The sequence below is a fragment of the Shewanella salipaludis genome (assembly GCF_012911865.1).
In the GTDB taxonomy this organism is placed as follows: domain Bacteria; phylum Pseudomonadota; class Gammaproteobacteria; order Enterobacterales; family Shewanellaceae; genus Shewanella; species Shewanella salipaludis.
The window spans coordinates 28696-53637 of sequence record NZ_JAAXYH010000010.1; the positions used below are offsets into that span (position 1 = coordinate 28696).

A 24942-nucleotide genomic window follows, 5' to 3' on the forward strand; every position below is an offset into this window, starting at 1 on the left:
CCGTATTATCCAGCCGGCTCCCTTGCACTCTCAGTGCTTTTAATGAAAGATATCAATCCAATATAACGCCATCACCGGACACCTGCCCATGCGCCTCTTCTCCCTCCCCATCCTGGTCGCGACCCTGCTTGCCTCTATCTCGGCGGCTGGCCCGGCCCTGGCCTCGGAAACCCTGGCCTCAGAAACCTTGGCCGCGAAAACCCGGGCGGCGCCGGATCTTGCCACAGTGCCGGCCGCAGCCCCCCTGCCCGACGCGACTTTCATCAATGATGCCATACTGCCGCCGCACTCAGAGTGGCATGGCGCCAGTGAGGCCCTGATGCTGGCACCGGAAGCGGCCTGGGCGACCCCATTCGAGCAAAGCCGCGGGCTGGAGAGCCCCAGCTATGATGACACCTTCGTCTGGCTGGATAAACTGGTCGCCCGGAGCGACAAGTTGCAGAAGGTCAGCCTGGGCAAGAGCCCCCAGGGGCGGGATATCTGGATGCTAGTCGCATCGAGCGAGGGCGCGGCCGACCCCGCCAGCCTGAAACGGCACGGCAAACCCAGTATCTTGGTCCAGGCGGGAATACACGCCGGGGAGATCGATGGCAAAGATGCCGGCATGATGCTGCTCAGGGACATGATTCTGGGGGACAAGGCCGGGCTGCTCGACAAGGCCAACCTGCTGCTGGTGCCCATCTTCAGCGTCGACGCCCATGAGCGCAGCGGCGCATACAACAGGGTCAACCAGCGTGGGCCGGTGAAACAGGGCTGGCGCACCACGGCCAACAACCTCAATCTGAACCGCGACTATGCCAAGGCAGATACCCTGGAGATGCAGCACATGCTGACGGCCATCAATCTCTGGCAGCCGGAGCTCTACATAGATGTGCATGTGACCGACGGCATAGACTATCAATACGATGTCACCTTCGGCTATAACCTGCCCAAGGGCCTGAGTCCGGCGAGTTACCTGTGGCTGGAAAATAACTATAGACCCGCTGTCGAAGCCGCACTGACGGCCCAGGGACACATCCCTGGGAGGCTCATCTTCGCCCTGGACAACGGCGATCTGTCTAAGGGCATGTCCCTGTGGCGCGCCGGCCCGAGGTTTTCCAACGGCTATGGCGACGCCCGCCATCTGCCCACCATACTGATAGAAAACCATAGCCTCAAGCCCTTCAAACAGCGGGTGCTGGGCACCTATGTCATGCTGGAGCAAACGCTGAAGACCGTCGGCGCGCAGGCCACCCGCCTCAAGTCGGCCATTCAGGAAGATAAGTACCGCGCCTCGCCGCTGGTCACCCTGAGCTGGAAGAGCGCCCCCCAGGAGCAGGGCTGGGACTTCAAGGGCATAGACTATCGCCTGGAGCAGAGCCCCATCAGCGGTGCCCCTGTGGTGCGCTGGCTCGGCACCCCCAGGCTCTACCCTAACTTGCCCGTGTTCGGTGATACAGTGGCCGACATCAAGATAGTCCGCCCATCGGCCTATTATGTGCCGCCACAGTGGACCCAGGTGATAGACAAGTTGCGCCTGCATGGCATACGCATGACGCCCTTGACCAAGCCACAGACGCTGCAATTGCAGCAGTATAGTCTGGGCGAGCCCAAATTTGCCCCCCGGGATTACGAGGGGCATCAAAGAGTCAGTGCCGATGTCAAACTCGAGCGGGTCACCCGCACCTTAGCCCCAGGGACCATGAAGATAAGCACGGACCAACCCCTGGGGGATCTGGCCATCATGTTGCTGGAGCCTCAGTCAGCGGATTCCCTGTTTCAGTGGGGCTTGTTCAATCCCGTGTTTACCCGCACCGAATATATAGAGGATTATGCGGTAGAACCTCTGGCGGCCAAGATGCTGGCGCAGGATCCCCGCCTCAGGCAGGAGTTCGACCAGGCACTGGCAGACCCCAGGTTCGCCGCCGATCCCAAGGCAAGGCTGCGCTGGTTCTATGAGCGCAGCCCCTATTATGATGCCCAGTACCTGACTTACCCTGTGCTCAAGGCACGTTGAGCAAGCCGGCGTTATGAGCCCGGCTCTCTGGGACAGCCGGTACTCTAGGTCCCTTGCATCAAGGCCAGCAGCCGGACTCGCTGCAGGTTACAGCAAGGCCAGCTTATGCCCCAGGGGACTGGCCTCGTCCCTGGTCAGCACCAAGCTGTAATTGCTGCTCCCATCCAGGGCTATGGCCGCGGATTGATATACCAGGGTGAGAGTGCCGTTGTCGGCCTTATGCACTATGTTGATCTCATAGTCGTCGGCCGGTAGCGTGATGCTGGCCTGCTCGGCGAAGTCCAGATCCCCCAGGCTGTAGGCGGCCGTGTCTATGGTTTCTGAGGCGCGCACGAAATACACCTTCAAGTCATCATAGTCGCTGGCAAGGTTGGCAATATCCACCTTGTACTCGAAGGCCCTGGGGCGCCAGTCATGGGCGATCACCATGCCTTGGGTCTGGCCATCGGCATCGACGTAGATCAACACAGACTTGCTCTCGTCCTGATTGAAGGTCACCAGCAGGTTATCGAACAAGCCAGCCTTGGAGTCACTGTCGGACACAGTGATGCCATAATCGTCGAACGCCGTCTGGCTGAAGTCGGTCACCGCCCCGGGTGCGACATCATAGAGGTATTGGCTTTCCTGCTTGCTGACGAGTCGCACATCTATCTTCTTATCCGCCAGACCGTTGTAGACCCGGTATTCGGCGACGGCTTCCAGGGCGGCATAGTTCACGGGGGTACTGGTGGAGTCGACACTGTCCAGGGTGATCTTGAGTTCACCCGCACCGAAACTGGCGCGTATCACCAGCTTGTAGACGGTTTCACTGCTGAAATCCATGATCCCTGTGGTATAGAAGATCTTGGTGCTGCCGGCCTCCGTCAGGTAAGCGACATAGTCGCCGGTATCGAACATCTGCTCGCCCGTGTAATCCTTATAGGCCAGGCTGCCCAACATCTGCGCCTGGGAGAAATCCGCCCCCGCGGGTGCGACATAGACATCGAACGCCGCGGCATCCGCTGCGGCGTTGACGGCCAGGAGCTGCATCTTGCTGTAGTCGTTGTCTGCATCGGCATTGAGCCTGTCCATCTCGCTGCGCGAATAGCTGACGTCCAGCAACTCGGGTGTCAGATAGTCACCCAATAACACCAGCAAATGGTTGCTGTCGCTGGCCAGGTTCAGCGTCTCCGAATACAGGCTCATCTCATCGGCGTCGGCATCCGCCCCCAGGATGCTGACCTCGGCATTGCCTGTGTTGTACTCATACCTTGGCATGGCATCGGCAAAGTCTATGGCGGCATACTCATAGTCGTCGAGCACCAGGGCTGTGGCCCTGCTGTTGGGTGACGCACTATAGTACTGGACATAGGCCACATCTGAACTGCCACTCTCACTGTCGCTGCCACAGCCGACCAAGGCGGCACAGATCAGAGGCAGGGCCAGATAACCGCAAACTGTTTTTCTTTTCATAATCACTCCATTAACCCATTAATTACATTTGCACTGCTATGACCCCGGTGGCGGGTAAATCAGTGTCAACCAATGTAAAAAGCCGCAAGACTTCCGCAGCCTGGTGTCAACAGGGCGCCATGCCGCAAATGGGCTAAAGGGGCAGCCAAAGACGGGCTGCGGCGACTCGGGCAAAGATGGGTAAAAAAGATGGGCAAATTCGCTAAAACTTGGTTTTTTGTCCCATGGATAGCTTGTTAAAACGCGACCAGACTCATGGTGAAGAATATTTATAGCGTTAAATCATATAGTTATATATTGGCACATTCTGTGCTTTAACCGAGAGAGAAACGACAGGGAACACCCGGGTGTGGGCATAGGCCCCATGCCCGGCACAGAATACAGAGGAATAACCCATGAAAGCTCCAGCCATACTAGCCGCCGCCATAACAGTGTCATTGAGTTCTTACCTGGCCAACGCCAACGCGGCCAGCGAACACCAGCAGCGCGAGCTGCAGCTGAGCGCCGCAGATATCCATGTGTTGGTCGCCCGGACGGGCGCCGGCAGCCTGGAGATCCAAGGCGTCGAGGGACTGAGTCAGATCTTGGTCAAGGCCGATATCTATAGCGACGACGGGGCAAAGATCGACTTCAGCCTAGAACGCCAGGCCGGCAAGGCCAAACTGGTCGCAGATGTTAAACAGGCCAAGGGTTTCTCCTTCGGCAGTCACGACTCTCCCTACATGGATGTGACAGTGCAGCTGCCTGCGGCCATGGCACTCGACCTGGACGACGGCTCGGGTGGCATAGCGATAGCAGGCATGAGCGCCGACATCAGAGTCAAGGATGGCTCGGGCGCACTGAAGATAGTCGGTGGCAACAACCTCAGGATAGATGATGGCTCGGGTGCCATAGTCATCAGCCAGATAACGGGTGACATAGAAATAGAAGATGGCTCGGGCGCCATAGACATAAGCCGGGTAACGGGCGACATAGAGATAGACGATGGCTCGGGCAACATGGACATACGCGACATTCAGGGCAAGGTCAAAATCCGCGACGGCTCGGGCAACATAGAGGTCAGCAATACCCTGGGGCTGACCATACTCGAGGCCGGCTCGGGCAAGGTCAGCTTCGACCAGATAAAGGGCGCCGTCAGCAGGCCCTGACAGACTTCCCGGCGCAGAGCGTGTCGGCCGCCCGGTTATGCCGGGTCACCGGCTCGCTTCTGCCCACCCCTTAGGCCGGGTCGAGCGCCGGCACGCTTCCCACCCCCAGCAGCGCCAGCTTCTTGGCCCTGGGCAATTTCTTCAGCGCCAGTTCCCGCCGCAGGGCATCGCCATGACTACCCACAGCCTCGCGGTACACCAGGGTCAATGGCCCCTTGCCACGCAGGTACTTGGCCGCCCTGGGCCCGCCACTGCTATGCTCGAGGAAGCGGCGTTCGACATCCGTGGTGATCCCCGTATAGAGATGCTCGTTGGCGCAACGTATCATGTATAGCGACCAGACAGCTGCGGTCATTCCTGGCCCGCTTCACTATCCGGGAATAACAAGCCGAGGAAGACGGCATACTCGAGCGCCGTGTCCTCATATTGGCGATAACGGCCACTCTTGCCGCCATGCCCGGCTTCCATGTCTATCTTGAAGATCAGCTGATGCCTATCCGTCTTGTATTGCCTCAGCTTGGCGACCCACTTGGCGGGCTCGAAATACTGCACCTGGGAGTCATGCAGGCCTGTGGTCACCAGCAGATGCAGGTAGGCCTGGCGCTTGACGCCGTCATAGGGGGAGTAACTCAGCATATAGTCGAAACTGGCCTTGTCGTTGGGATTGCCCCACTCGTCATATTCGTTGGTGGTCAGCGGCAGTGACTCATCCAGCATGGTAGTGACCAGGTCGACGAAGGGCACATGGGCGGCGATGGCAAAATAACGCTCGGGCGCCTGGTTGGCGATGGCGCCCATCAACAGGCCACCGGCACTGGCGCCGGCGGCCAGCACACGCCGTTTATCGCCATAGCCTTGCTCCGTCAATGCCTGGGTCACATCGATGAAATCGTTGAAGGTATTTTGTTTATTGAACATGCGTCCGGCGTCATACCAGGGACGGCCGAGCATTTCGCTGCCGCGCACATGGGCTATGGCATAGACGACGCCCCTGTCCAGCAGGCTGATGACGGAGGAGGAGAAGTCCGGTTCTATGGTGTGACCGTAGGCGCCATAGCCATATTGATACAGGGGATTGCTGCCATCCTTGCGAAACTTATCCTTGCGATACACCAGAGATACAGGCACTTGCACCCCGTCACGGGCCTGAATGAACAGGCGCTCGGAGCGATAATTCTGCGCATCGAAGCCGCCCAGCACCCGCTCCTGCTTGAGCTGGCGCCGCTCCCCGGGCCGGCCGAGATCGTATTCGAATATGGACTCTGGGGTGGTCAGGCTGGAGTAATAGATCCTCAGCTTGTCCGTGTCCTGTTCGGCGTTGACATCCAGCCCCAGCACATAGGCGGCCTCGTCGAATTCCAGCTCGAAGGGCGCCGCACCGTCCAGGGGATGCACCCTGATATGGCTGATGCCAAGCTCACGGGTCTGCAGCACCAGATAGTCTTTGAGCAATAAGACGTCTTCGATGCGAACATCGGCCGCATAGGGCAGCACCTGTTGCCACTTGGACTTGTCGGCGCTGTCGCTCGCCGCCACCTTCAGCAGGCGGAAATTGGTGGCCTGCCAGTTACTCAGCACATAATAGTCGTCGCCCAATTTGGCGATGGAATATTCATGGCCCGCTTCCCGCGGCAGGAAGGGTTGGAACTCGCCCAGAGGATTGTCGGCATCGAGCAGCGAGACTTCGCTGCTGGTGGTGCTCTCATGCAGCAGGACCAGCCGGGTGCCATCCAGGCTCTTGCCGAGGGAGATGTAGAAGGTATCGTCCTGCTCTTCATAGACGAGTACGTCTTCCTTCTGGGGGGTGCCCAGTTGATGGCGAAACACTTGGAACCCCAGCAGCGTCTGGGGATCTTTGGCGATATAGAAGAGATGCAGATTGTCATTGGCCCAGACGACCCGCCCCTCTGTGCCTTCGAGCACGTCGCCCAGCAGTTCGCCCGTGTCGAGATCCTTAAAATGGATCTGGTAGATACGCCGGCTGAGGGTATCTTCGCCGAAGGCCAGCAGGCGCTCATTGGGGCTGACGGCCACCCCTCCCAGGCCATAGAATTCATGCCCGGCGGCGCGCAGATTGACATCCAGCATCAGCTGCTCAGGCGCCTCCAGGCTGGTCTTGCGTCCTATGAGGGGATATTCGCCGCCCGTCTGATAACGGCGATAATACCAATGCCGCTGCCAATGATAAGGCACGCTCGACTCGTCTGTCTCCAGCCGCCCGACCAACTCGTCGAACAGGCGTTGCCGCAGCCCCTGGAAGGGCGCCAGCTGCTGATCGGCGTAGCGATTCTCGGCCTCCAGGTGGGCGATTACCGCCGCATCTTGCCTGGCGTCGTCCCGCAGCCAATAGTATTCGTCGTTGCGGGTTACCCCATGCAGACTCATGGGATGGGGCCTCTGTTCCGCCCTGGGAGCGGCCACTGTCGCTGGGCCGGAGGTAGTGCAAGCGCTTAAGGACATAATGACACCCGATATGACTGAAAGTGATATGACAAAGATACTAGTGTAACGTCTCATTGAACCTTCCCTGTTGCGGCCCCAAAGCTTAGGGCAAAGTGTTTGCCTCTGTCCCTGTTCATCATCGAGGCCCGTATGGCAGCCCGGCCACATGGCCTTGGTATGACGCCCATGATAGAGGCCGGCGGTGCCCGAGTGCAATCCGTCAGGCAGAAATTACAGTCGAGGCAACCCATACCGCCATTAAAAGTCCCCCTTGCCTTGTGATCCCCGGGGATAAGGTGCACCATATGCGCGCTTTATCCTGCCCGAATGACATCATTCGGACTGGCTGGAGCACAATTCTCAGGGCGGGGTGAAACTCCCCACCGGCGGTAAATCAGGCTGCAACTTAAGTTGCAGCCATGAAAGCCCGCGAGCGCCCAGGCCTTGCCTGGGGTCAGCAGATCTGGTGCCTCACCCGCAGACTCGGGTGCCATTCCAGAGCCGACGGTAATGCTCAGCAGTCCTGCTGACCGAGTCCGGATGGAAGAGAATATGAGATGCCAGCCGAGCCCGCCACCTGGGCCAACCCGGCTGCCCAGCTCTTATGATACGCAAACGCGGCCCGGCCGTCGCTGCGCTATTCCTGCACGCCCTGATCCTGGAAATTCCAATGTCGTATTAAAGAGGATATTAATCATGGATCAGTCTTTACACAGCCCCTCACTGCTCGCCGCCTTCGGCACCGCCATAGAAAGAGTCGAAGCGGGCTTAGCTGCCTTGCGCCAAGGCCAAGGTATCCTGGTCGTCGACGATGAAGACAGGGAGAACGAAGGCGATTTGATCTTCGCCGCCGAATCACTCACCAACGCCCAGATGGCCATGCTCATCCGCGAATGCAGCGGCATAGTCTGCCTCTGCCTGCCGGATGAAAGAATCAAAGCCCTGGACCTGCCGCCCATGGTCGAGGATAACTCCAGCCAGTACGGCACCGCCTTCACCGTCAGCATAGAGGCCAAGGTCGGGGTCACCACCGGGGTATCTGCCGCGGATCGCGTCACCACCATCAAGGCGGCGATTGCCGACGATGCCACCCCAAGCAGCCTGGCGCGTCCCGGCCATGTGTATCCGCTGCGGGCCCAGCCCGGCGGCGTGCTCAGCCGTCGCGGCCATACCGAAGGCACCATAGACATGATGCAACTGGCCGGCCTCAAGCCCGCCGGCGTGCTGTGTGAAGTCACCAACCCGGACGGCACCATGGCCCGTCTGCCGGAGATCATCGCCTTCGGCGCCCTGCACAATATGCCTGTGCTGACCATAGAAGACATAGTGGTCTACCGCGAAGCCCTTGGCCAAGAAGCCCTTAGCGCAAAGCCCCTTGATCAAGAGTCACTGCTGGCCAAGGTCGGCTAACAAGCCGCCGCAGTAACGCCGCCATGACAAAATCCCCCGCTAATGCCGGGGGATTTTTTGTCAGCTCACTTGGCTAAAGCATATCAATCGCTACAGTCCCCCACCCCCGAAAACCTGCTTATTGGCCTTAATCAACCCGATTTTCACATTCTCATCTGTGGCAGCAACTAACACTTAATCGAATAACTTCGGAGTTATGCCTATCCTGGATTTTATTGAATCCGGCCTCCTTAGACTCTAGCATCTTGCTTGTTCCAAACTGCGTTTGGATTAAGATCGTGGGCCTTCAGCCCACACCCGAGCAAGGAGGACTGCTCGTCCTATCCTCCTTGCATCCACCATGACGCCCCGACGAAGCGGACAACTCCTCTGGCTTATGGGCATCTGAGCTAGCGCCTCATATTCGCCGTCCCTGGCTCACCTGAGGCTAGCTCGGCATCCTTGCCTCGCTCACGCTCATCTGCTCCAACGCCTTTCGGCCGCTTCGATGGGGAGGGTGTATTTCTGTGACCTCAGTGTTTACTGAAGCATTCGGGTTTCAAAATTGTTTTGCCTGTCCTGTCTTTATTTTTTTGTACTGAATGGCTACATTGACTTTTTATAGTTAACTAAACAATTAGGTCAATTTGTTTTTTTGTATTTATCTCATTTATTAAGCTTACTATTTCATTTGGGATTTCCGTATTAAAAATTGTTACCCAGTGACTATCCCATCCTTCAGAAAGCGAAAATGATTTTTTATTGGACAATGAATTTAAAGTCTTATAACTAATCCATTCTTGAATCATGATTTTTTCATTTCTAAGTGCGCGAGATACATTGTTGGCAAACTTTTGATTGTGCTCATCAACTAAATATCTATTAATCACAAAAGTTAATTCAGCCCCTGTTGATTCAGAGTACCCCAGGATCGCTCTAATAACTAAACCAATGAAAATTAGGGGAATATATTCGGTATTACTGACCTTATAGCTTTCTAGTTCATCCGGCTTTATTGAATTAATTGCATTATCAACATTTGTAAGCCTACCGTTAATTACCTTATATTTTTCAATAATATTTTCTTGTGTTTTCCTCCAAGAAGATAGAGAACCTTTTTTCCCCGGTGTCGGCTCAATTATCGACCTTGACTTAAGTTTCAGGAAGACATTTTTCATACCGTTCTCACTTTTAATTCCAGTGAGATCTCTTGCTATTTTATTGGTAATTTCATCATGCTCTTTTAGATATTCCAACACCAATTCCTCTGGGGAAGCCAGAGGTTGGTGAAAGATTGATACCAATACAGAATTGTCTTTCTCCTCAATTTTAGGAGCCATTAGACGAAGATCTTTCATAGCCCGAAATGCAGTATCCAGTCCCTCCCCAACATCCTGATTTGGTGGGTTTGGAAACTTATTTATTAGTCTAACCAGTCTTGGATTTCTTGCACTTTGAGTATCGAGAATGTTTTGAATAGTCACATGACCAGGGAGTTTTCCAGGACTTTCTACTTCCACTCTATTATCGAATATTCTGATTTGGACGTCAGAAACAATACTGTAATCTCGGTGAAGAATTGCATTGGTTATTATCTCATGAAGGGTGTCATGAGGATATTTTATTTCTTCCAGCCCTTTATTACCTAACTTTTTAATGCCTTCTATAAGTTTTTTAGTCTTTAGTACGGCCTCGAATATTAATGTATATGCGTCACCTTCAATAGTATGAGGGATCTCATTTAAAAACTCTCTCCCCATTTCATCTTTTGTCTTATAACGCATTATTTTCACACTACATCTCTTCGGAATATATACTGCTGGCTCATCACAAAAAAGTAGTATCCCGGCAACCTTTGCTTTTTCACTTTCGATTAATTGTTGATTTTTAAGGTATGTAAATGGTTCAGAGTTAGGAACAACGTTGACCATAAACCTAATTATTGAGAGACTGTTCTCTATACTTTCCACATTAATCTTTACTAATTCATCCTCAAAGGTAGATATTCCCTTGTCTAATTCAAGACGTTTCATCTGCTCACCGGTAATTATCTTTATTTTCCCAGCGTTTGTACGGACAAATACTTCTCCTTTGGTAGATTTTACTATTTCTTTAACTTTTGAAACTGTGATATGTAGGACAAAACCTTGGTAGCCTAGACTGGAAAGGAATTCAAATGAGATATGATTGGCGAAAGGGTGAGCTTGTACAAGAGCATGAATCAAGTCATTGGCTTCCTCAACACTATCATACCCAACCCAACCTCTTGAATTATCATTGTTTTCAGTTATTCCTATGTAGAGGTCTCCACCTCCGGCATTAGCAAAAGCTGAAACGGTTTCAGATAGTTTAGATGGTCGTATTTCCTTCGATTTTACATCGACTAAAAAGCTTTCTCCAATATTTCGAATCCTTTCAGCTTGTTCGTTATTAAGCTCATAAGTTTGAAACATTCAACCATACTCCTTTTGATATTCCTTATTAAGAAAACTTGGCCCCGCAGGGAGGTTGGTGATAATTTTATCTATGTACCTAAAAACAGAATAGACATGCACATCCATTCACATGGTTCCAACATAGCGGCAAACTAATATTTGAGCAATAAAAAAGAAAAACAAAGACACTCAGCATAAGTAGCCTGATTTGGCAACCTCTACTGGACTAAATTAAGTTGTCAATGTTCGAGTCACATTGACCTTTCCCTAGATTAATACCAGTAACCCTGCAAGAATTCCCTCATTGTGCCATCCGTTTTGCAAACTCACTTAGTGACAGATAATTCTGTGAGCTGTGCGGTTACACTTCATTATAATATGTCCGCCAATGCGCTATTTCCTGTCTCGCTTCGTTCACCCCCTTAAACCAATGTTGGTTGAGGCAGGCATCCCGAAACTTACAGTTAAAACTTTCTAATAAGGCATTTGTGTTGGCTTACCCGGCGGCGAACAGACTCCCCCCACACACCATGCTTCCCAAAAACAAGACAACAAATGGCCTACGTGGCCACAGAAAACACCAGTCCCCTTTGAAGTTGCTGCAGAGCCTTGGCATGACGAGAGCCTGTGCTGCTCATGAAGAGGCACAAACACACATGTGTTCAGCCGTAAAGTTCGACACTCGAATTCAATGCTTTACACAACAGTAACTTGTGATAACTTGGTGTTCATTGGAGCTATGCACAGATGCGCATTCGCACTATTGAAATGTTAGGCATGAGATGAGTCAAAGTCCTGAGTTATTGCGAAGATTGTTGCGCTCGAAAGATCGCATGGATGGCGCCCCCCACGAGGATTGGACGGTCGAGCGCTTGGCCCAGGTGAGCGCGGTTTCGGTGGCGCACTTTTCACGAGAGTTCAAAAAAGCCTTCGGCTTGCCTCCACACCGTTACCTGCTCACACGCCGCATAGAGCGAGCCACTGCGTTACTCAGGGACACAGACCTGCCCATTACAGAAATTGCTTTTCGAACCGGCTGGAACAGTGTCGGCACCTTTGGGCGCATTTTCAATGACATTACCTGCGAGAGTCCAGGAGAGTTTCGAGCGCGTACAAGTTCGATTTCAGACGCTCGCCAAGACATGCCCGAATGCGTCATGCGCGCCGTCGATCGCCCGAACCTCAATATAGCAGTTTTGGAGAAGCGCCGACTTAAGTCTGCTGGCAAGCTATGAGTCCAATCTAAGGGAGGGGGTGTTATGACTAGAGGTGCTATGACTAGAGGTGTAAACACGGCAGGATTGTATGTGCGGGATCAGGATGAAGCACTCGCATTCTACGTCGGGAAATTGGGGTTTATCCTTCATACGGATGTTCGCAATGGCGACTATCGATGGCTGACGGTTCAGCATCCAGAGCAGCCTGCTTTCCAGCTGGGTTTGTTTAAACCCGGCCCACCTGTGCATGATGCGGCAACAGCACAGACTCTGAATGAAATGGTCGCCAAGGGTGCCATGCCACCTCTGGTACTCGCGGTGGATGACTGCCGCGCTGCTTACGCACGCATGAGTGAGTGTGGCGTGGAATTTACCCAGGAACCCGTGGAACGCTATGGCAGGGTGGATGCCGGCTTTCGGGATCCGTCCGGCAACGGATGGAAGATGATAGAAACTGCTGCCAAGCCGCAATCAAGGAGCTCGAAATGAACTGGAATCTCTGGATCCGCCAAAGCCACCGTTGGCTATCTATCCTGTTTACAATGACAGTGATCGCCAACTTTGCAGCCAGAGCCGTAGATGCTGCAGAGCCCTCGCCGTGGATAACATACTCGCCACTCCCCCCACTGTTTTTAATGCTGCTTACCGGTCTATACCTGTTCGCACAGCCTTACCTGGCCAAGCGACAAGACAATACCAGCAGCTAACCCTATGGGTGCTGCCGCAGGTGCATGGGCGAATGAAATCTTCGATTTCGAGCTTATGAGCGAGAGGCAAGAGGGGATTGCTGTTGATCCCCTCTTGGTCGGCTCTGGATTTAAACCAAGGGGGCAGAAAGCCCACGACTGTCTCGGCCGTAAGGCCGCTCATCAATGATAGAACTCTCGGCAGAGAAAGTGTGACCCACAAGCCTGGTGTAGCTGCAAAGTGAGTTAGCACCCCATCACCTGCCGTGGGTGCAGTGCAGGGATGCACTAATGTCGCGATGACAGGGATGCCATAGAGCGACCTTTTGCACTGCTCTTATATCAGGCGCAACAGTGCCCTCTCTGGTGTGTTCCTTCGACTTTTGCGTTCACTCAGAAACAAGATAACAAGTGATCGACATAGACCCTGAACTTGACCCTTTGCTAACTACTGGAGTGCTGGGCAATCGGCTTCGCTTTCGTAGCCCAGATAATAATATGCACTCCAGAGTTTTTCGCTGGTGTATGGCGACTTGCTCCACATGCTGTAGTGGACGCCCTCGTTGCTTGAACAATAGGTAAATCCCGCCAGGTTATTGTTTAGCGCGGCCACAAGCTTCTTGTTTTTTGCAGCGGCAACTATGGCGATGGCCAGGTTTATACTGGCATCGGCCTTCACTGTATAGAAGGTGTAGCCGGCGCTTTGATTAATGTCGCGACGATCTTCCATAAGCGCGTAGCAGGATGTTCCGTCTTGCGCTTTTCCCGATATCCTGGCCGCGGCCTTTGCCGGTTCATTTTCAAGTAAAACGATATTCAATAGATCGTTACTTTTCAAAGCGTCATTTTGAATCGCCAGACAGTTTCCATGCAGCCAGCCAACAGCACTCTCTATGGGGAGTGCATTGACGTTTTGAACACTGCAGCTGGCAATGAATACAAATAATGAAATAAAGATCAATGATTTAATTTTCATGTCCATTACCTTCCGTTATGCGACCAGTGAGGAGCGTCGGTTTTCAGCTTTTTAACACTGTAGGAATCGCCTACCGCATGCAGAATCAGGTTGTTATTTGCGTTAGGGAAGTAGGTCACTTCAGCTTCCTTCCCGTCTTTCTTCTTGACCTTTATCTTTCCAGCCCAGGTTATGGTCATGTCGATTGCCTTGCCATCAATGTGATTGCTGGTTAAGGATGGTGCATTGATGCTTTTAGGCGGCACGGCAAGGCCAAATCCATTCACCATCTCTAAGGCGCCAGCTTTGCTTTTTGCAATATCACCATGATCCCACTCTATATCTACACCCACCATTTTAGGCGCGTCGGTGGGTTTGCATTTCCCCTGGGATATTTTCCATGACCAATGGAACAGGTACGCCCGTTTCTTGCTGCGCTTTGTGGTTGAAATAACGATTTTCGCGCCAGCATCTTCGAGTGCCTTTTTAAATGCCTTTACGTTTGTTTTAAAAGTGGTGTCGAGGTCATCAATATTGGTGCTGTTTTTGGCGTTGGTGTTGGCCCAGGTAACCCAATATTTTCCGCTTTTTGTTGCCATGTTCAATCTTCCTTGTTTAAACCAGCGTTGCGTAAGACCCCGATGCTATAGCAAATGATAATGACTATCAATGTTGCGTTCGGCGGCAGAGTGAGCATCCCATGGGTTCGACGCTCTGTAAAAGCTGAGGAGCCGAAGGCCCATGACTTTCCCGGCCGCCTCCCCACAGGTTTTGGTTGCTCCCAAAAAACAAAAAAGCAGCCTCGGCTGCTTTTTTTATTGCTGTATCTTGCTCAAGACGGCTAGAGGCTGCCCTGGCCATTCATTATGCTTTCGCCGCTCTCGTTAGCCAGCTGGGCCAAATCTTTATCTATGAAGAACAGCGCCTTGCCATCCTCACCCACCAGACGGATCTTGTCGACTATCGACTTGAACAGCTTCTCTTCTTCATGTTGCTCGGCCACATACCATTGCAGGAAGTTGAAGGTCGAATAATCCTGGTTGCTGAAGGCGGCATGGGCCAAGGCGTTGATGTTGCGGGTGATCAGTTGCTCATGTTCATAGGTATGCTCGACCAGTGCCAGCAGGGAAGCGTACTGTGCCTGGGGGGCTGCTATGGCCCCTATCAAGGGCAGGCCTCCCGTCTCGCTGACGTAGGTAAACAGGCGGCGCATGTGGCCCATCTCTTCGTCGGCATGCTTGCGCATAAACTTGGCAGCGCCCTCGAAGCCTTGATCCTCACACCAGGCACTCATCTGCAGATAGAGATTGGAGGAGAAGAACTCCATGTTGATCTGCTCATTCAACTTATCGATCATGGCTTGTGCCAGCATAATAAATCCTCACGGCCTTAGGCCCATTCAAAGGGGGACTATTGTATAAACCCAGGCCGTAAAAGCAACAATCTTTAGCTAACAAATTGATTGATAAATATAAATTATTCGCATTAGGATTCATGCAGCCCATGGATACCGGGCGCCGGCCACGTCACCGGCCTCCTGTAACATTTGCTAACCAAAAGAGACAGAAGCCGACGCCAATAGGCACTAGAATTCGACATTCTTAACACCGGCTCAACAGGATAAGCGGACTCTTTTACCATGGATTTGACCAACATAAGCACACGCAACCCCGCCGGGACTCTGGTCAGCCTGCTGTTGATCGCCGTTTTCGGCATCCTCGCCATCGCCAAGTTACCCATACAGCTGTTGCCGGATATCCAGAGGCCACAAATTTCCGTCTCCAATAACTGGCGCAGTGCCGCGCCACAGGAGATGGAGTCCAACATCATAGAACCCCAGGAAAATGTGCTGCGCCGGGTGCCTGGGGTGATAGAGATGACCTCGAACATTTCCCAGGGCTTCGGCGGTGTGACCCTCACCTTCGAAGTCGGCAGCAATATGCAGGAGGCGATGATCAATGTGATCAACGCCCTCAATCAGACCCCGCCGAGACCACTGGACGCCAACGAGCCCTTCATCAATGTCGGCGGCGGCAACGGCGCCCCGAACCTGGCCTCCATACTGATCCGCATGGCACCTGATAACCCGGCAACAGATTTCGGCCAATACCAGAAACTGATCGACGATGTGGTCGAACCCAGGCTGAGACAGATAACAGGGGTAGGTTCGGTACGGCTGCAGAGCCGCTTGCCCAAGGAGCTGCATATCCGCTTCGATCCCTATCGCGCCGCCGCCCTGGGGATCGGCCTGGATCAGCTGCGCAATACCCTGTCCCGCGCCGCAGATATCTCGGGCGGCACGGCCAACGTCGGTCGGCGCCAATATACGGTGCGCTTCGTCGGCCAATATACCCCGGAGAATCTCGGCAACCTGATAGTCACCTACAACGATGGCCGGCCCGTCTATTTGAACGAGCTGGCCGAGGTGGAGATAGGCAACGCCGAGGTACAGGGCTTCACCAAACGCAACGGCTATCCCGCCTACTATATGACGATAGAAGGCACCTTCGACGCCAATACGGTGGCCGTGCTCGATGGCGTCAATGCGGCGATTGCCGAACTCAACGAGACCAGCCTCAAGCAGCTTGGACTCGTGATGGATCTCTCCTTCGATGCCTCTGTGCATATCAAGCGGGCCATACTGCTGGTGAAGGGCAACCTGGGGATCGGGGTGTTGCTGGCGCTGATCATACTCTACGCCTTCCTGCGGAACCTGCGGGCGACCCTGATGATCGCCTCCACCATACCCGTGGCCCTGTTGATCGCCTTCATGGCGCTGGATGCCATGGGCCGCACCCTGAATGTGATCTCCCTCGCGGGTCTGGCATTTGCCGTCGGTCTGGTGCTGGATGCGGCCATCATAGTGCAGGAAAACATAGTGCGCCTGCTGCAACAGGGCAAGGGCAAGACCCAGGCGATACTCGAAGGCACGGCCCAGGTCAGGGGCGCGCTGCTGGCTTCGACCGCCACCACTGTCGCCATCTTCCTGCCCATACTCTTCATGCCGGGGGTTGAAGGCCAGCTGTTCGCCGATCTGGCACTGACCCTGTCGGTCGCAGTGGTCTCTTCCTTCTTCAGCGCCATCACACTGATCCCAGTATTCAGCCTGCTATGGCTCAAATTACCGCTCAAACCGGAAAACGAACGCCTGTGGCAGCGGCTCACCCTGCTGGTCCAGCGCCTGACCTCGACCCGCAGCTTAGCCGCTTTCTGGTGTGCGCTCCTGGTCATAGGCGCAGGTGCCTTGGCTGCCTGCCTCATGCCCAGGCCTGACTTCTTGCCCCAGGCCAAGTCCGACGGCATCTTCGCCTTCTTTTCCCTGCCACCCGGCGCCAGCGTCAAGACCCTGGAGAAGGAAATAGGGGATACCATCATCGCCCGCCTCAAGCCCTATTACGATAAGGAGAAGCAGCCCTACATACATGGCTACAACTTCTCCATGTATGCGGCCTTCAACGTGCTCTTCATCTACCCTGAGGATCCCACCCAGGCCGATGCCATGATCAAGCTGCTGAACGATGAGATCCTCGTAGGCCTGCCCGATACCCAGGCCTTCACCAACAGAGGGTCGCTGCTGCAGTTTGGCTTCAACGGCGGCCGTGCCATCAATATCGATCTGCAGGGTTCGGACATGGAGGCGCTGATGGCCTCGGCCGCCAGCGGCATGGAGCTGATCAAAAGCGCCCTGCCCGGCGCCGTGGTCCGGCCCATTCCCGGGCTGTCCATGGCCCAGCCCGAGCTGCAGCTGGTCCCCAACGAACGCCGCCTGGCACAGGCAGGAGTCGATCGCAGCCAGATAGCCAACGCCATGCGCGCCTATACCTCAGGGCTGTTCGTCGGCGAATACTTCGATGGCAACGAGCGCATGGACGTGCTGCTCAAGGGCCCCAAGTGGACAGTGCCCGAGCAGCTGGCCGCCACCCCGATTTACACCGCCTCCGCCGGCATTCAGACCCTGGGCGAACTCGCCGGCTTCAAGCGCACCGTAGGCCCGACCCAGCTGCAGCGGGTGAACGGTAAACGCAGCGTCAGCCTGCTGGTGTTCCCGCCCGACGATATGTCGCTGGATGAGGCCATGGAGATACTCCGCGGCCAGACCCTGAAGGATCTGCAGGCGACCCTGCCGCCAAACAGCGCCGTCAAGTTCCGCGGCAGCGCCGACAAGCTGGATCAGACAATCACAGACATGGGCACCAACTTCCTGCTGGCCGTGCTCATCCTCTTCCTCCTGATGGCCGCCATGTTCAAGTCGGCCAAAGACAGCCTGCTGGTCCTGTTGTCCATGCCACTGGCACTCAGTGGCGGGGTCATCAGCCTGCGGCTGCTGAATCTGTTCAGCTTCCAGAGCCTGGATCTGCTGACCATGATAGGCTTCATCATTTTGCTCGGCCTGGTGGTCAACAACGCCATACTCCTGGTAGACCAGACCCGCCAGGGCAGCCGCGAAGGCCTGGATTTGGAACAGGCCATCTATCAGGCGGTTGCGACCCGCGCCCGCCCCGTCTACATGAGCACGCTGACCAGCATCTTCGGCATGTTGCCACTCATGCTGGTGCCCGGCGTCGGCAGTGAAATTTATCGCGGCCTGGCCGCCGTCATAGTGGGCGGCATGAGCTTCAGCGCCCTCTTTACCTTAGTCCTGATGCCGAGCCTGCTGCGCCTGACCCACAGGCCCGGGCCGCAGTCTCTCGATTTAGTCCAAGGAGTTACCCCATGAGCCCCAGTTCCTTTCCCCTGCGCGGCCTGCTGGCCTCCCTGTTGCTGCTCGGTGCCGGCGTCCCGGCGCTGGCCGCCGAAGCGCCGCGCCTGGTCAGCGTGGTTCGGGTCGAGAATCGCCCCCTGTCACCCAAGATCATGGTCATAGGCTCGGTTCACTCGCGTAACAGCGCCGAGCTGACGGCCGGGGTCGATGGCCGCCTCGAATGGGTTGCCGAGGCCGGCACCAGGGTGCAGGCCGGCGAGACGGTCGCCCGGCTGGACCAAAGCCGTCTGAGGTTGCAACAGGCGGAGCAAGAGGCACTGATCGAACGGGAAAGCATTACCCTGGTGCGACTGGAGCGTGATTACCGCCGCCTGCAGCAGCTGCTCGCCAGCAAGAATGCCTCGCAGACTGAGCTGGACAAGGCCGAGACCGACAGGGACATGGCGGCGGCTAACCTCAAGTTGGCGCAGATCCAACTCAAGATAATAGAAGACGATTTGAGTCGCACCCGGATCAAGGCGCCCTTCGGCGGCATAGTCACGGCCAGGCAGCATCAGGCGGGTGAAGACATAGGCCGCGCCGAAGCCGTACTGGCGATGACAGATCCCGAGCAGCTGGAAATCCGCCTGCATGCCCCGCTGAAACACAGCCGCAGGGTCAAGGTCGGCGACAGCCTGCAGATCTACCATAGCGAGGGGGAATTCGAGGCCCGCATCCGCAGCCTGATCCCCGTCTCGGATGTCCGCTCCCAGACCTTCGAAGCCAGGATAGACTTGCCGCTGGAGATCCAGGATGGCTTCAGTGTCGGCGAGCTGGTGTCGCTGGCACTGCCGATCGCCCCCAAGCAACTCACCACCCTGGTGCCAAGAGACGCCATAGTATTGAGATCCAGCGGCGCCTTCGTGTTCAAGATAGACGAGGACGCCAAGGCGTTGAAGGTGCCTGTGACCCTGGGCGACGGCGCCGGTGACTGGATTGCGGTCCAGGGCGCACTGACAGAGGCCGACAGCGTGGTAGTCCGCGGCGCCGAGACGCTGCAGGATGGCCAGCAGGTGCAGCTGCAAGCCCCGGCCGTGGCAGCGTCCTCGGCCGGCTAGCGGCGAAGCGTGCCGGCCATTGGCCATGGTTACTAAAAAATAGCCTATGGAACATAGTCTTCTTCGACGAGACTGGCATAATGGACTCAAGTCATTTATCGCGCCGGCGCCCATGGGATGACCCGGGCGCGGGCCACCATCAAGGAAGCCAGATGCCAACAGATCCCTGCGCTCAACCCAGCCTGATGCACCCGGACCAGGCGCTGCCGCTGCTGCTCGAAAGAGTCCAACCGCTCACCGAGACCCAGGTCTTGCCGCTGGCCCAGGCCCTGGGACGGGTGTTGGCGGAAGATCAGGCCGCCACAATAGACCTGCCGCCCTTCGACAACGCCTCCATGGACGGTTATGCCTTTCGCTTCGACGACTTAGTCCACAGCCAAGGGCAACAAGAGGCTAGTCTCACCCTGGTCGGCAGCGCCTTCGCCGGCCATCCCTATGCCGGCACTTGCCCCCGAGGCACCTGTATCCGCATCATGACGGGCGCACCTCTGCCGCCCGAGCTGGATACTGTGCAGATGCAGGAACTGATCCGGGTCGAGGGCGAGTGGATCCGGATAGAGGCCCCCCATGCCAGGGGCGCCAATGTGCGCCGTCGCGGCGAGGAAGTGGCCGCCGGCACCCAGGTGCTCAATGCTGGCACCAGAATCAACGCCGCCGAGATGGGGGTGCTGGCCACCATAGGCGTGGCCCGGGTGCGCGTCTATCGCCGCCTCACTGTGGCCTTCTTCTCCACCGGCGATGAGCTGCGGCCACTGGGCAGCCCCCTGGCAGCGGGACAGATCTACGATTCGAACCGCTATGCCATCCAGGGGCTGTTGAGCCGCGCCGATGTCGACTGGCTGGATCTGGGCGTGGTCGCCGACGAACCCGAGGCACTGCGCCAGGCCTTTCGCAGCGCCGCGGCCCAGGCCGACATGGTGCTGACGTCGGGCGGGGTCTCGGTCGGCGCCGCCGATTACACCAAACAAATACTGGAAGAAGAAGGCAAGATAAGCTTCTGGAAACTCGCCATCAAGCCGGGCAAGCCCTTCGCCATGGGGCAGATAGGCGACGCCATCTTCTGCGGCTTGCCGGGCAACCCTGTGTCCTCCATGGTCACCTTCTACAAGCTGGTCTGGCCCCTGCTCAACAAGATGCAGGGTCTGACCCAGACCCTGCCACTGTTGCTGGATGCCACCCTGAAAAGCCAGATCCGCAAGCAAGCCGGACGGGTCGAATACCAGCGCGGCATCCTGAGCCGCAATGCAACGGGTGAACTCGAAGTCACAGTCACGGGCGCCCAGGGCTCCGGCATGTTGACCTCCATGAGCCTGGCCAATTGCTTCATCATTTTAGCGCAGGAACAAGGGGATACCCCCATAGGCGCCAGGGTCAGGGTCGAACCTTTCAACTCTGTGCTATGTTGAGAGAGACAGAGTCATGACAGGGCAAGAGATCCTCAGCGATGCCGAACTCATCAGGTACAGCAGGCAAATCTCCCTCAAGGGCATGGATATCGACGGTCAGGAGAAGCTGAAACAGGCCAGGGTGCTGATCCTCGGGCTCGGCGGCCTGGGCTGCGCCGCCGGCCAATATCTGGCGGTGGCCGGGGTGGGTCACTTGACCCTGGTGGATTTCGACACCGTCGAGGCCTCCAACCTGCAACGCCAGGTGCTGCATGGCGACCAGGATATAGGCAGGCCCAAGGTCGACTCCGCCAGGGACAGCCTGAGCAAGCTCGCCCCCCACCTCCAGCTGGAGACAATCAACGCCCGGCTGGAGCAGACGCAACTCGACGCCCTGGTCGCCGGGCATGAGCTTGTGCTCGATTGCAGCGACAATATGGCGGTGCGGGAGCAGCTCAACCTCAGCTGTTTGCGGCAGAAACTGCCGCTGGTGTCGGCCGCAGCCATCCGCATGGAAGGCCTGGTGACAGTGTTCGACTTCCGCCAGCGGGGGCAAGCAGTCGCCAGCCCTTGTTACCACTGTTTCGCCAGCCTGTTCGGTGAACAGCAGCTGAGCTGCGTCGAGGCCGGGGTATTGGCACCTGTGGTCGGCATGATAGGCTGCCTGCAGGCGGTCGAAGCCATCAAGCTGCTGACCCATATGGGCAGGCCACTGACGGGACGCGTCTTGCTCTTGGATGCCATGACCATGGAGTTTCGCGAGCTGCAGCTGCCCAAGCGGCCCGACTGCCGGGTATGCGGCAAAGCGGCCAGCCAGGATGAATAGGATCTGCTAAAAGAGAAGGAACACCAATGCATAACGAAGACAGTGTTTTCGAGCGTCGCAGCACCACAGACCCTCTGATAGGGGCCGGCCTCTATAACCTGGTCATAGGCCTGACCCTGGCCTGGGGCTTTGGGGTCAACTATTGGATGCTGACCAACATAGCCCCTGAGGCCATAGCCGGGGTGAATCCCTGGATCTTCTTCCTGGGTTATTTCGCCTGCTGTTTCCTCGGCATCTATCTGTTTCGCAGCTCGGATAAACCCGCCGTCAGCTTCCTGGGGTATAACCTGGTGGTGGTGCCCTTCGGCTTCATCATCAACCTGGTGGTCAGCCGCTACGATCCCGCCCTGGTGGTGGAGGCCATCAGGCTCACCGGCCTGGTCACGGTCGGCATGCTGTGTCTCGGGAGTCTGTTCCCGGCCTTCTTCCAGAAAATTGTCGGCGCCCTGACGATAGCCCTGCTGCTGGTGATAGTCATAGAAGTGGTCGAGATCTATGTGTTCAAGATGCATCACGACATACTGGACTGGATAGTGGTGTTCATCTTCTGCGGCTACATAGGCTACGACTGGGGCCGCGCCAACCAGATCCCCAAGACGCTGGACAATGCCGTAGACAGCGCCGCCGCCCTCTACATGGACATAATCAACCTCTTCCTGCGTATCCTGCGCATTCTTGGCAGAAAATAACCTTTGGCCGATACTCATTAAGGGAATGCCAACCCGAGGAAAGCGCATGCCGGATACATGTTATGCGGCGGCTATGCCGCCTATCTTGTTACTCTTGCTGGTAACACTCGGCGGCTGCGACAGCCAGGAAGAAGCCGGACCCGGGCTGAAGCGAGCCAATCCTGCGACCGAGTATTGCCTGGCGTTGGGGGGCATTCTGGACCTGGCGACTCGGGCCAATGGCGAGACGGGTATCTGTACCTTGCCCGATGGCGAGAAAATCGAGGAGTGGCAACTCTATCGCAGGGATCATAAGCTCAGCTAGGCTAAGCCCGATACCTGGCGAGAAACATCTCCACATTGGCGGCGATTATGTCCTGCCGCCGTTCGTCATGTTCGCCCAGATGAAACACTTTCGGCCAGAAGGAGAAGGCTTTCATCAGGCCCCAGAACTGGGTCGTCGCCAGCTCTATATCTTCTATCTTCAATGCCCTGTTGTTGACCGCGTCCTTTAGCCAGGTTTCCAGCCCGCCCTCCAATTGCGCCATTTTTTCCATCGCCTCCGCCGCCTGCTGCGGGGTGCGGATAAATTCCGCCATCACCACCCGCGCCAATTCGAGAAACTCGCGCTGGCGATACAGCTCCCAGCTGTTGTGGGCTATCCGGCTCAGCTGGCTTTCCAGACTGAGTGAGGGATCGAACTTGAGGGTCGCTGCCTCCTTGATCCGCGACCATAGCTCCAGGGTACTGCTCTCGAACAGGGCGTCTTTACTGGGAAAATGATTGTAGACGGTGCGCTTGGACACACAGGCACGCTCGGCGATCCTGTCCATGCTGGCACCGGCGAAGCCGTTGAGCAAAAACTCCTCCCTTGAGGCCTTCAGTATGGCGGCATGTTTACGCTGTGAATGTGTCTGCCCGTCTTGCTTGTCTATCATGGGATGTCCCGGGTTGCCTGTCCTGGAGATATTTTACACTAAGGAGTTTACTTTTACACGCCAGCAAGTAAACTACACTGTGTAGTTTACTTTTGTGATAACAGACAGCATCCAGGCTGGGCTATCATCCGGATATTGAGGGTATCATCATGCTGACATCTCATGGCACACAGGCACACAGGACCCACGTCGAGGGTAGCGGCTTTCGCAACGAAGCCGAGCGGGTCGACAGCGGCGCCGGCAAGCTGCTGCAGATCCTCTGGCGCTACCTCACGACACGGGTTGTGGACAAGACTCCCGGTAAGCAGATCCCGGTGCGCCGGCTGCAACTGTCGCGGCAGCCGAGCACAGAGCCGGCCTTGTACAAGATCAGCCATTCCACCCTCTTGCTGCAACTCCGGGGGCATTACTGGCTGACGGATCCCGTGTTTGCCGAGCGCGCCTCCCCCAGCCAATGGCTCGGCCCCAAGCGCTTTCATTCGCTGCCGCTTGAACTGGCCGACATACCGCCGCTGGCCGGGATAATACTCTCCCACGATCATTACGATCACCTGGACAAACACAGCATACAGGCGCTGGATGCGCGCACCGGGGTATTCATAGTGCCGCTCGGGGTGGACAGGCATTTGCGCGCCTGGGGCGTAGCGGCAGACAAGATCATCGCCCTCGACTGGTGGCAAGACACCACACAGCAGGGCGTCACGTTTACCGCCACCCCGGCGCAACATTTTTCCGGCCGAGGCCTGAGAGACGGCAATCAGACCCTGTGGGCCTCCTGGGTGATAGAGGCCGCGCCGCTGAAGCTGTTCTTCAGTGGCGACTCGGGTTACTTCGACGGCTTCAAACGCATAGGCGACAGGCTGGGGCCCTTCGATCTGACCCTGATAGAAACCGGCGCCTATGACGAGCTATGGGCCGATATCCACATGCTGCCTGAGCAATCCCTGCGGGCACACCTGGACTTGAGGGGGCGTTATCTCATGCCTATCCACAACAGCAGCTTCGCGCTGGCGCTGCATAGCTGGTATGAACCCCTGCAACGGCTGCAAGCCGCCGCCAATGCCTATGATGTGCCCTTGCTGACCCCGGAATTCGGTCAAGCCATAGCACTGGACAAGCTGGCGCAGAGCCCGGCGCTGGATCATGGCTGGTGGCAGCATCAACTGCCGGCGTTCGCGCCTGAGCCTGTGAGCATTCCGGCTCAGGCCTGACCCGGCCAGCCGCTAGATCCAGACGGCATAGTCAGGTGCGGCGGCGCCGGCACTGGCTCTGACTCTGACTCTGAGTCAGGTAGAGGAGCCTCAACCCCGGCTTCCGCAACCCCGGCGTCCAGTTCCAGCTTGGCCCGCTCGGCCTTGGAGATGTATTTTGGCTTGTTGCTGCTATGCAGCTTGGCATTGGCCTTCTTCGCCTTGCTCTTGAGGGTGTCGTTGATCTTCTTCTTGCGGTTCATGCTTAGTCCCATTCGGCCTACCTTAGGCGGCGCGATTATAACTCCAGTCAGACTAAAGACTGGACTTTATTTGCGCATCTACATACAATCCGCCCGCTAATAAAAATCATTATCATTCGCACCGAAATTTACCGCCTATGGATGGCCTGCACG

The 24942-nt window shown here is 56.1% G+C and carries 22 protein-coding genes, 1 pseudogene and 1 riboswitch; of the genes and pseudogenes, 13 read left to right on the forward strand and 10 right to left on the reverse strand.

Annotation, left to right across the window (positions count from 1 at the left end; translation table 11 throughout):
- Window positions 1-88 precede the first annotated feature (88 nt).
- Entirely contained in the window at window positions 89-1996 is a 1908-nt protein-coding gene (locus HC757_RS13465; protein ID WP_169564897.1) for a M14 family metallopeptidase, read from the forward strand.
- 87 nt (window positions 1997-2083) lie between these two features.
- Here the strand turns inward: HC757_RS13465 and HC757_RS13470 are convergent, their stop codons facing one another.
- Window positions 2084-3448: a hypothetical protein gene (locus HC757_RS13470; protein WP_169564898.1), complete on the reverse strand. Its 1365-nt coding sequence runs from the start codon at window positions 3446-3448 to the stop codon at window positions 2084-2086.
- 395 nt (window positions 3449-3843) lie between these two features.
- On the opposite strand from HC757_RS13470, the gene HC757_RS13475 reads away from it, so the two are divergent.
- Complete coding sequence (locus HC757_RS13475; protein WP_169564899.1) at window positions 3844-4596, forward strand: DUF4097 family beta strand repeat-containing protein; 753 nt, start codon at window positions 3844-3846, stop codon at window positions 4594-4596.
- Window positions 4597-4666: 70 nt separating this feature from the next.
- On the opposite strand, the gene HC757_RS13480 is transcribed toward HC757_RS13475, so the two are convergent.
- Both HC757_RS13480 and HC757_RS13485 read right to left on the reverse strand, forming a co-directional pair.
- Complete coding sequence (locus HC757_RS13480; RefSeq protein WP_169564900.1) at window positions 4667-4951, reverse strand: GIY-YIG nuclease family protein; 285 nt, start codon at window positions 4949-4951, stop codon at window positions 4667-4669.
- A complete protein-coding gene (locus HC757_RS13485; RefSeq protein WP_244623550.1) occupies window positions 4948-7056 on the reverse strand; it encodes a S9 family peptidase in 2109 nt (702 codons plus the stop codon). Before HC757_RS13485 ends, HC757_RS13480 begins: the two co-directional genes overlap by 4 nt.
- 334 nt (window positions 7057-7390) lie before the next feature.
- A riboswitch (FMN riboswitch) is annotated at window positions 7391-7594 on the forward strand.
- 140 nt (window positions 7595-7734) lie between these two features.
- On the opposite strand from HC757_RS13485, the gene ribB reads away from it, so the two are divergent.
- Window positions 7735-8448: a 3,4-dihydroxy-2-butanone-4-phosphate synthase gene (gene ribB, locus HC757_RS13490; protein WP_169564902.1), complete on the forward strand. Its 714-nt coding sequence runs from the start codon at window positions 7735-7737 to the stop codon at window positions 8446-8448.
- A gap of 608 nt (window positions 8449-9056) precedes the next feature.
- On the opposite strand, the gene HC757_RS13495 is transcribed toward ribB, so the two are convergent.
- Window positions 9057-10880 (reverse strand): ATP-binding protein, encoded by a 1824-nt coding sequence (locus tag HC757_RS13495; protein ID WP_169564903.1) that lies wholly within the window; start codon window positions 10878-10880, stop codon window positions 9057-9059.
- A 346-nt stretch (window positions 10881-11226) separates the two neighbouring features.
- Window positions 11227-11349, reverse strand: a pseudogene (locus tag HC757_RS13500) (integrase core domain-containing protein); the annotation flags it as partial.
- Window positions 11350-11644: 295 nt separating this feature from the next.
- Here HC757_RS13500 and HC757_RS13505 point away from each other — a divergent pair.
- The 3 genes from HC757_RS13505 to HC757_RS13515 are packed head-to-tail and all read left to right on the forward strand — an operon-like array spanning window position 11645 to window position 12786.
- On the forward strand, window positions 11645-12097 hold the full coding sequence (locus HC757_RS13505) for a helix-turn-helix transcriptional regulator (RefSeq protein ID WP_169564904.1): 453 nt from the start codon (window positions 11645-11647) through the stop codon (window positions 12095-12097).
- Between the two features lie 39 nt (window positions 12098-12136).
- Complete coding sequence (locus HC757_RS13510; RefSeq protein ID WP_169564905.1) at window positions 12137-12568, forward strand: VOC family protein; 432 nt, start codon at window positions 12137-12139, stop codon at window positions 12566-12568.
- Window positions 12565-12786, forward strand: coding sequence for a hypothetical protein (locus HC757_RS13515; protein WP_169564906.1), 222 nt, complete (start codon window positions 12565-12567; stop codon window positions 12784-12786). Before HC757_RS13510 ends, HC757_RS13515 begins: the two co-directional genes overlap by 4 nt.
- 427 nt (window positions 12787-13213) lie before the next feature.
- On the opposite strand, the gene HC757_RS13520 is transcribed toward HC757_RS13515, so the two are convergent.
- From HC757_RS13520 to ftnA, 3 genes are all read right to left on the reverse strand, one after another.
- Window positions 13214-13741, reverse strand: a complete 528-nt coding sequence (locus tag HC757_RS13520) for a hypothetical protein (protein ID WP_169564907.1) — start codon at window positions 13739-13741, stop codon at window positions 13214-13216.
- Between the two features lie 5 nt (window positions 13742-13746).
- Window positions 13747-14319 (reverse strand): hypothetical protein, encoded by a 573-nt coding sequence (locus tag HC757_RS13525; RefSeq protein WP_169564908.1) that lies wholly within the window; start codon window positions 14317-14319, stop codon window positions 13747-13749.
- A gap of 242 nt (window positions 14320-14561) precedes the next feature.
- Complete coding sequence (gene ftnA / locus HC757_RS13530) at window positions 14562-15092, reverse strand: non-heme ferritin (RefSeq protein ID WP_169564909.1); 531 nt, start codon at window positions 15090-15092, stop codon at window positions 14562-14564.
- Between the two features lie 267 nt (window positions 15093-15359).
- Here ftnA and HC757_RS13535 point away from each other — a divergent pair, with 267 nt between their 5' ends.
- From HC757_RS13535 to HC757_RS13560, 6 genes are all read left to right on the forward strand, one after another.
- Window positions 15360-18437: an efflux RND transporter permease subunit gene (locus HC757_RS13535; protein ID WP_169564910.1), complete on the forward strand. Its 3078-nt coding sequence runs from the start codon at window positions 15360-15362 to the stop codon at window positions 18435-18437.
- A complete protein-coding gene (locus tag HC757_RS13540; RefSeq protein ID WP_169564911.1) occupies window positions 18434-19519 on the forward strand; it encodes an efflux RND transporter periplasmic adaptor subunit in 1086 nt (361 codons plus the stop codon). Before HC757_RS13535 ends, HC757_RS13540 begins: the two co-directional genes overlap by 4 nt.
- A gap of 152 nt (window positions 19520-19671) precedes the next feature.
- A complete protein-coding gene (moeA, locus tag HC757_RS13545) occupies window positions 19672-20925 on the forward strand; it encodes a molybdopterin molybdotransferase MoeA (RefSeq protein ID WP_169564912.1) in 1254 nt (417 codons plus the stop codon).
- A gap of 13 nt (window positions 20926-20938) precedes the next feature.
- Window positions 20939-21730 carry a molybdopterin-synthase adenylyltransferase MoeB gene (moeB, locus tag HC757_RS13550; protein WP_169564913.1) on the forward strand — a complete coding sequence of 264 codons (792 nt, stop codon included), beginning with the start codon at window positions 20939-20941 and terminating at the stop codon, window positions 21728-21730.
- A gap of 26 nt (window positions 21731-21756) precedes the next feature.
- Window positions 21757-22419 (forward strand): Bax inhibitor-1 family protein, encoded by a 663-nt coding sequence (locus HC757_RS13555; protein WP_169564914.1) that lies wholly within the window; start codon window positions 21757-21759, stop codon window positions 22417-22419.
- Window positions 22420-22465: 46 nt separating this feature from the next.
- Window positions 22466-22723, forward strand: a complete 258-nt coding sequence (locus HC757_RS13560) for a putative hemolysin (protein ID WP_244623551.1) — start codon at window positions 22466-22468, stop codon at window positions 22721-22723.
- Window position 22724: 1 nt separating this feature from the next.
- Here the strand turns inward: HC757_RS13560 and HC757_RS13565 are convergent, their stop codons facing one another.
- A complete protein-coding gene (locus HC757_RS13565; protein ID WP_169564915.1) occupies window positions 22725-23336 on the reverse strand; it encodes a TetR/AcrR family transcriptional regulator in 612 nt (203 codons plus the stop codon).
- A gap of 149 nt (window positions 23337-23485) precedes the next feature.
- On the opposite strand from HC757_RS13565, the gene HC757_RS13570 reads away from it, so the two are divergent.
- Window positions 23486-24547: an MBL fold metallo-hydrolase gene (locus HC757_RS13570; RefSeq protein WP_169564916.1), complete on the forward strand. Its 1062-nt coding sequence runs from the start codon at window positions 23486-23488 to the stop codon at window positions 24545-24547.
- On the opposite strand, the gene HC757_RS19070 is transcribed toward HC757_RS13570, so the two are convergent.
- Window positions 24538-24801, reverse strand: a complete 264-nt coding sequence (locus HC757_RS19070) for a DUF2986 domain-containing protein (protein WP_425313969.1) — start codon at window positions 24799-24801, stop codon at window positions 24538-24540. The genes HC757_RS13570 and HC757_RS19070 overlap by 10 nt on opposite strands.
- Window positions 24802-24942: the final 141 nt, after the last annotated feature.

Bases quoted from the DNA above. Each gene is read 5' to 3' on its own strand.
- HC757_RS13480 (WP_169564900.1), bottom strand. From the start codon at position 4,951: ATGACCGCAGCTGTCTGGTCGCTATACATGATACGTTGCGCCAACGAG.
- HC757_RS19070 (WP_425313969.1), bottom strand. From the start codon at position 24,801: ATGGGACTAAGCATGAACCGCAAGAAGAAGATCAACGACACCCTCAAG.
- HC757_RS13540 (WP_169564911.1), top strand. From the start codon at position 18,434: ATGAGCCCCAGTTCCTTTCCCCTGCGCGGCCTGCTGGCCTCCCTGTTG.
- ribB (WP_169564902.1), top strand. From the start codon at position 7,735: ATGGATCAGTCTTTACACAGCCCCTCACTGCTCGCCGCCTTCGGCACC.
- moeB (WP_169564913.1), top strand. From the start codon at position 20,939: ATGACAGGGCAAGAGATCCTCAGCGATGCCGAACTCATCAGGTACAGC.
- HC757_RS13570 (WP_169564916.1), top strand. From the start codon at position 23,486: ATGCTGACATCTCATGGCACACAGGCACACAGGACCCACGTCGAGGGT.
- HC757_RS13495 (WP_169564903.1), bottom strand. From the start codon at position 10,880: ATGTTTCAAACTTATGAGCTTAATAACGAACAAGCTGAAAGGATTCGA.
- HC757_RS13555 (WP_169564914.1), top strand. From the start codon at position 21,757: ATGCATAACGAAGACAGTGTTTTCGAGCGTCGCAGCACCACAGACCCT.
- HC757_RS13485 (WP_244623550.1), bottom strand. From the start codon at position 7,056: ATGTCCTTAAGCGCTTGCACTACCTCCGGCCCAGCGACAGTGGCCGCT.
- HC757_RS13465 (WP_169564897.1), top strand. From the start codon at position 89: ATGCGCCTCTTCTCCCTCCCCATCCTGGTCGCGACCCTGCTTGCCTCT.
- HC757_RS13515 (WP_169564906.1), top strand. From the start codon at position 12,565: ATGAACTGGAATCTCTGGATCCGCCAAAGCCACCGTTGGCTATCTATC.
- HC757_RS13475 (WP_169564899.1), top strand. From the start codon at position 3,844: ATGAAAGCTCCAGCCATACTAGCCGCCGCCATAACAGTGTCATTGAGT.
- HC757_RS13505 (WP_169564904.1), top strand. From the start codon at position 11,645: ATGAGTCAAAGTCCTGAGTTATTGCGAAGATTGTTGCGCTCGAAAGAT.
- HC757_RS13520 (WP_169564907.1), bottom strand. From the start codon at position 13,741: ATGAAAATTAAATCATTGATCTTTATTTCATTATTTGTATTCATTGCC.
- moeA (WP_169564912.1), top strand. From the start codon at position 19,672: ATGCCAACAGATCCCTGCGCTCAACCCAGCCTGATGCACCCGGACCAG.
- HC757_RS13560 (WP_244623551.1), top strand. From the start codon at position 22,466: ATGCCGGATACATGTTATGCGGCGGCTATGCCGCCTATCTTGTTACTC.
- HC757_RS13510 (WP_169564905.1), top strand. From the start codon at position 12,137: ATGACTAGAGGTGTAAACACGGCAGGATTGTATGTGCGGGATCAGGAT.
- HC757_RS13535 (WP_169564910.1), top strand. From the start codon at position 15,360: ATGGATTTGACCAACATAAGCACACGCAACCCCGCCGGGACTCTGGTC.
- HC757_RS13525 (WP_169564908.1), bottom strand. From the start codon at position 14,319: ATGGCAACAAAAAGCGGAAAATATTGGGTTACCTGGGCCAACACCAAC.
- HC757_RS13565 (WP_169564915.1), bottom strand. From the start codon at position 23,336: ATGATAGACAAGCAAGACGGGCAGACACATTCACAGCGTAAACATGCC.
- HC757_RS13470 (WP_169564898.1), bottom strand. From the start codon at position 3,448: ATGAAAAGAAAAACAGTTTGCGGTTATCTGGCCCTGCCTCTGATCTGT.
- ftnA (WP_169564909.1), bottom strand. From the start codon at position 15,092: ATGCTGGCACAAGCCATGATCGATAAGTTGAATGAGCAGATCAACATG.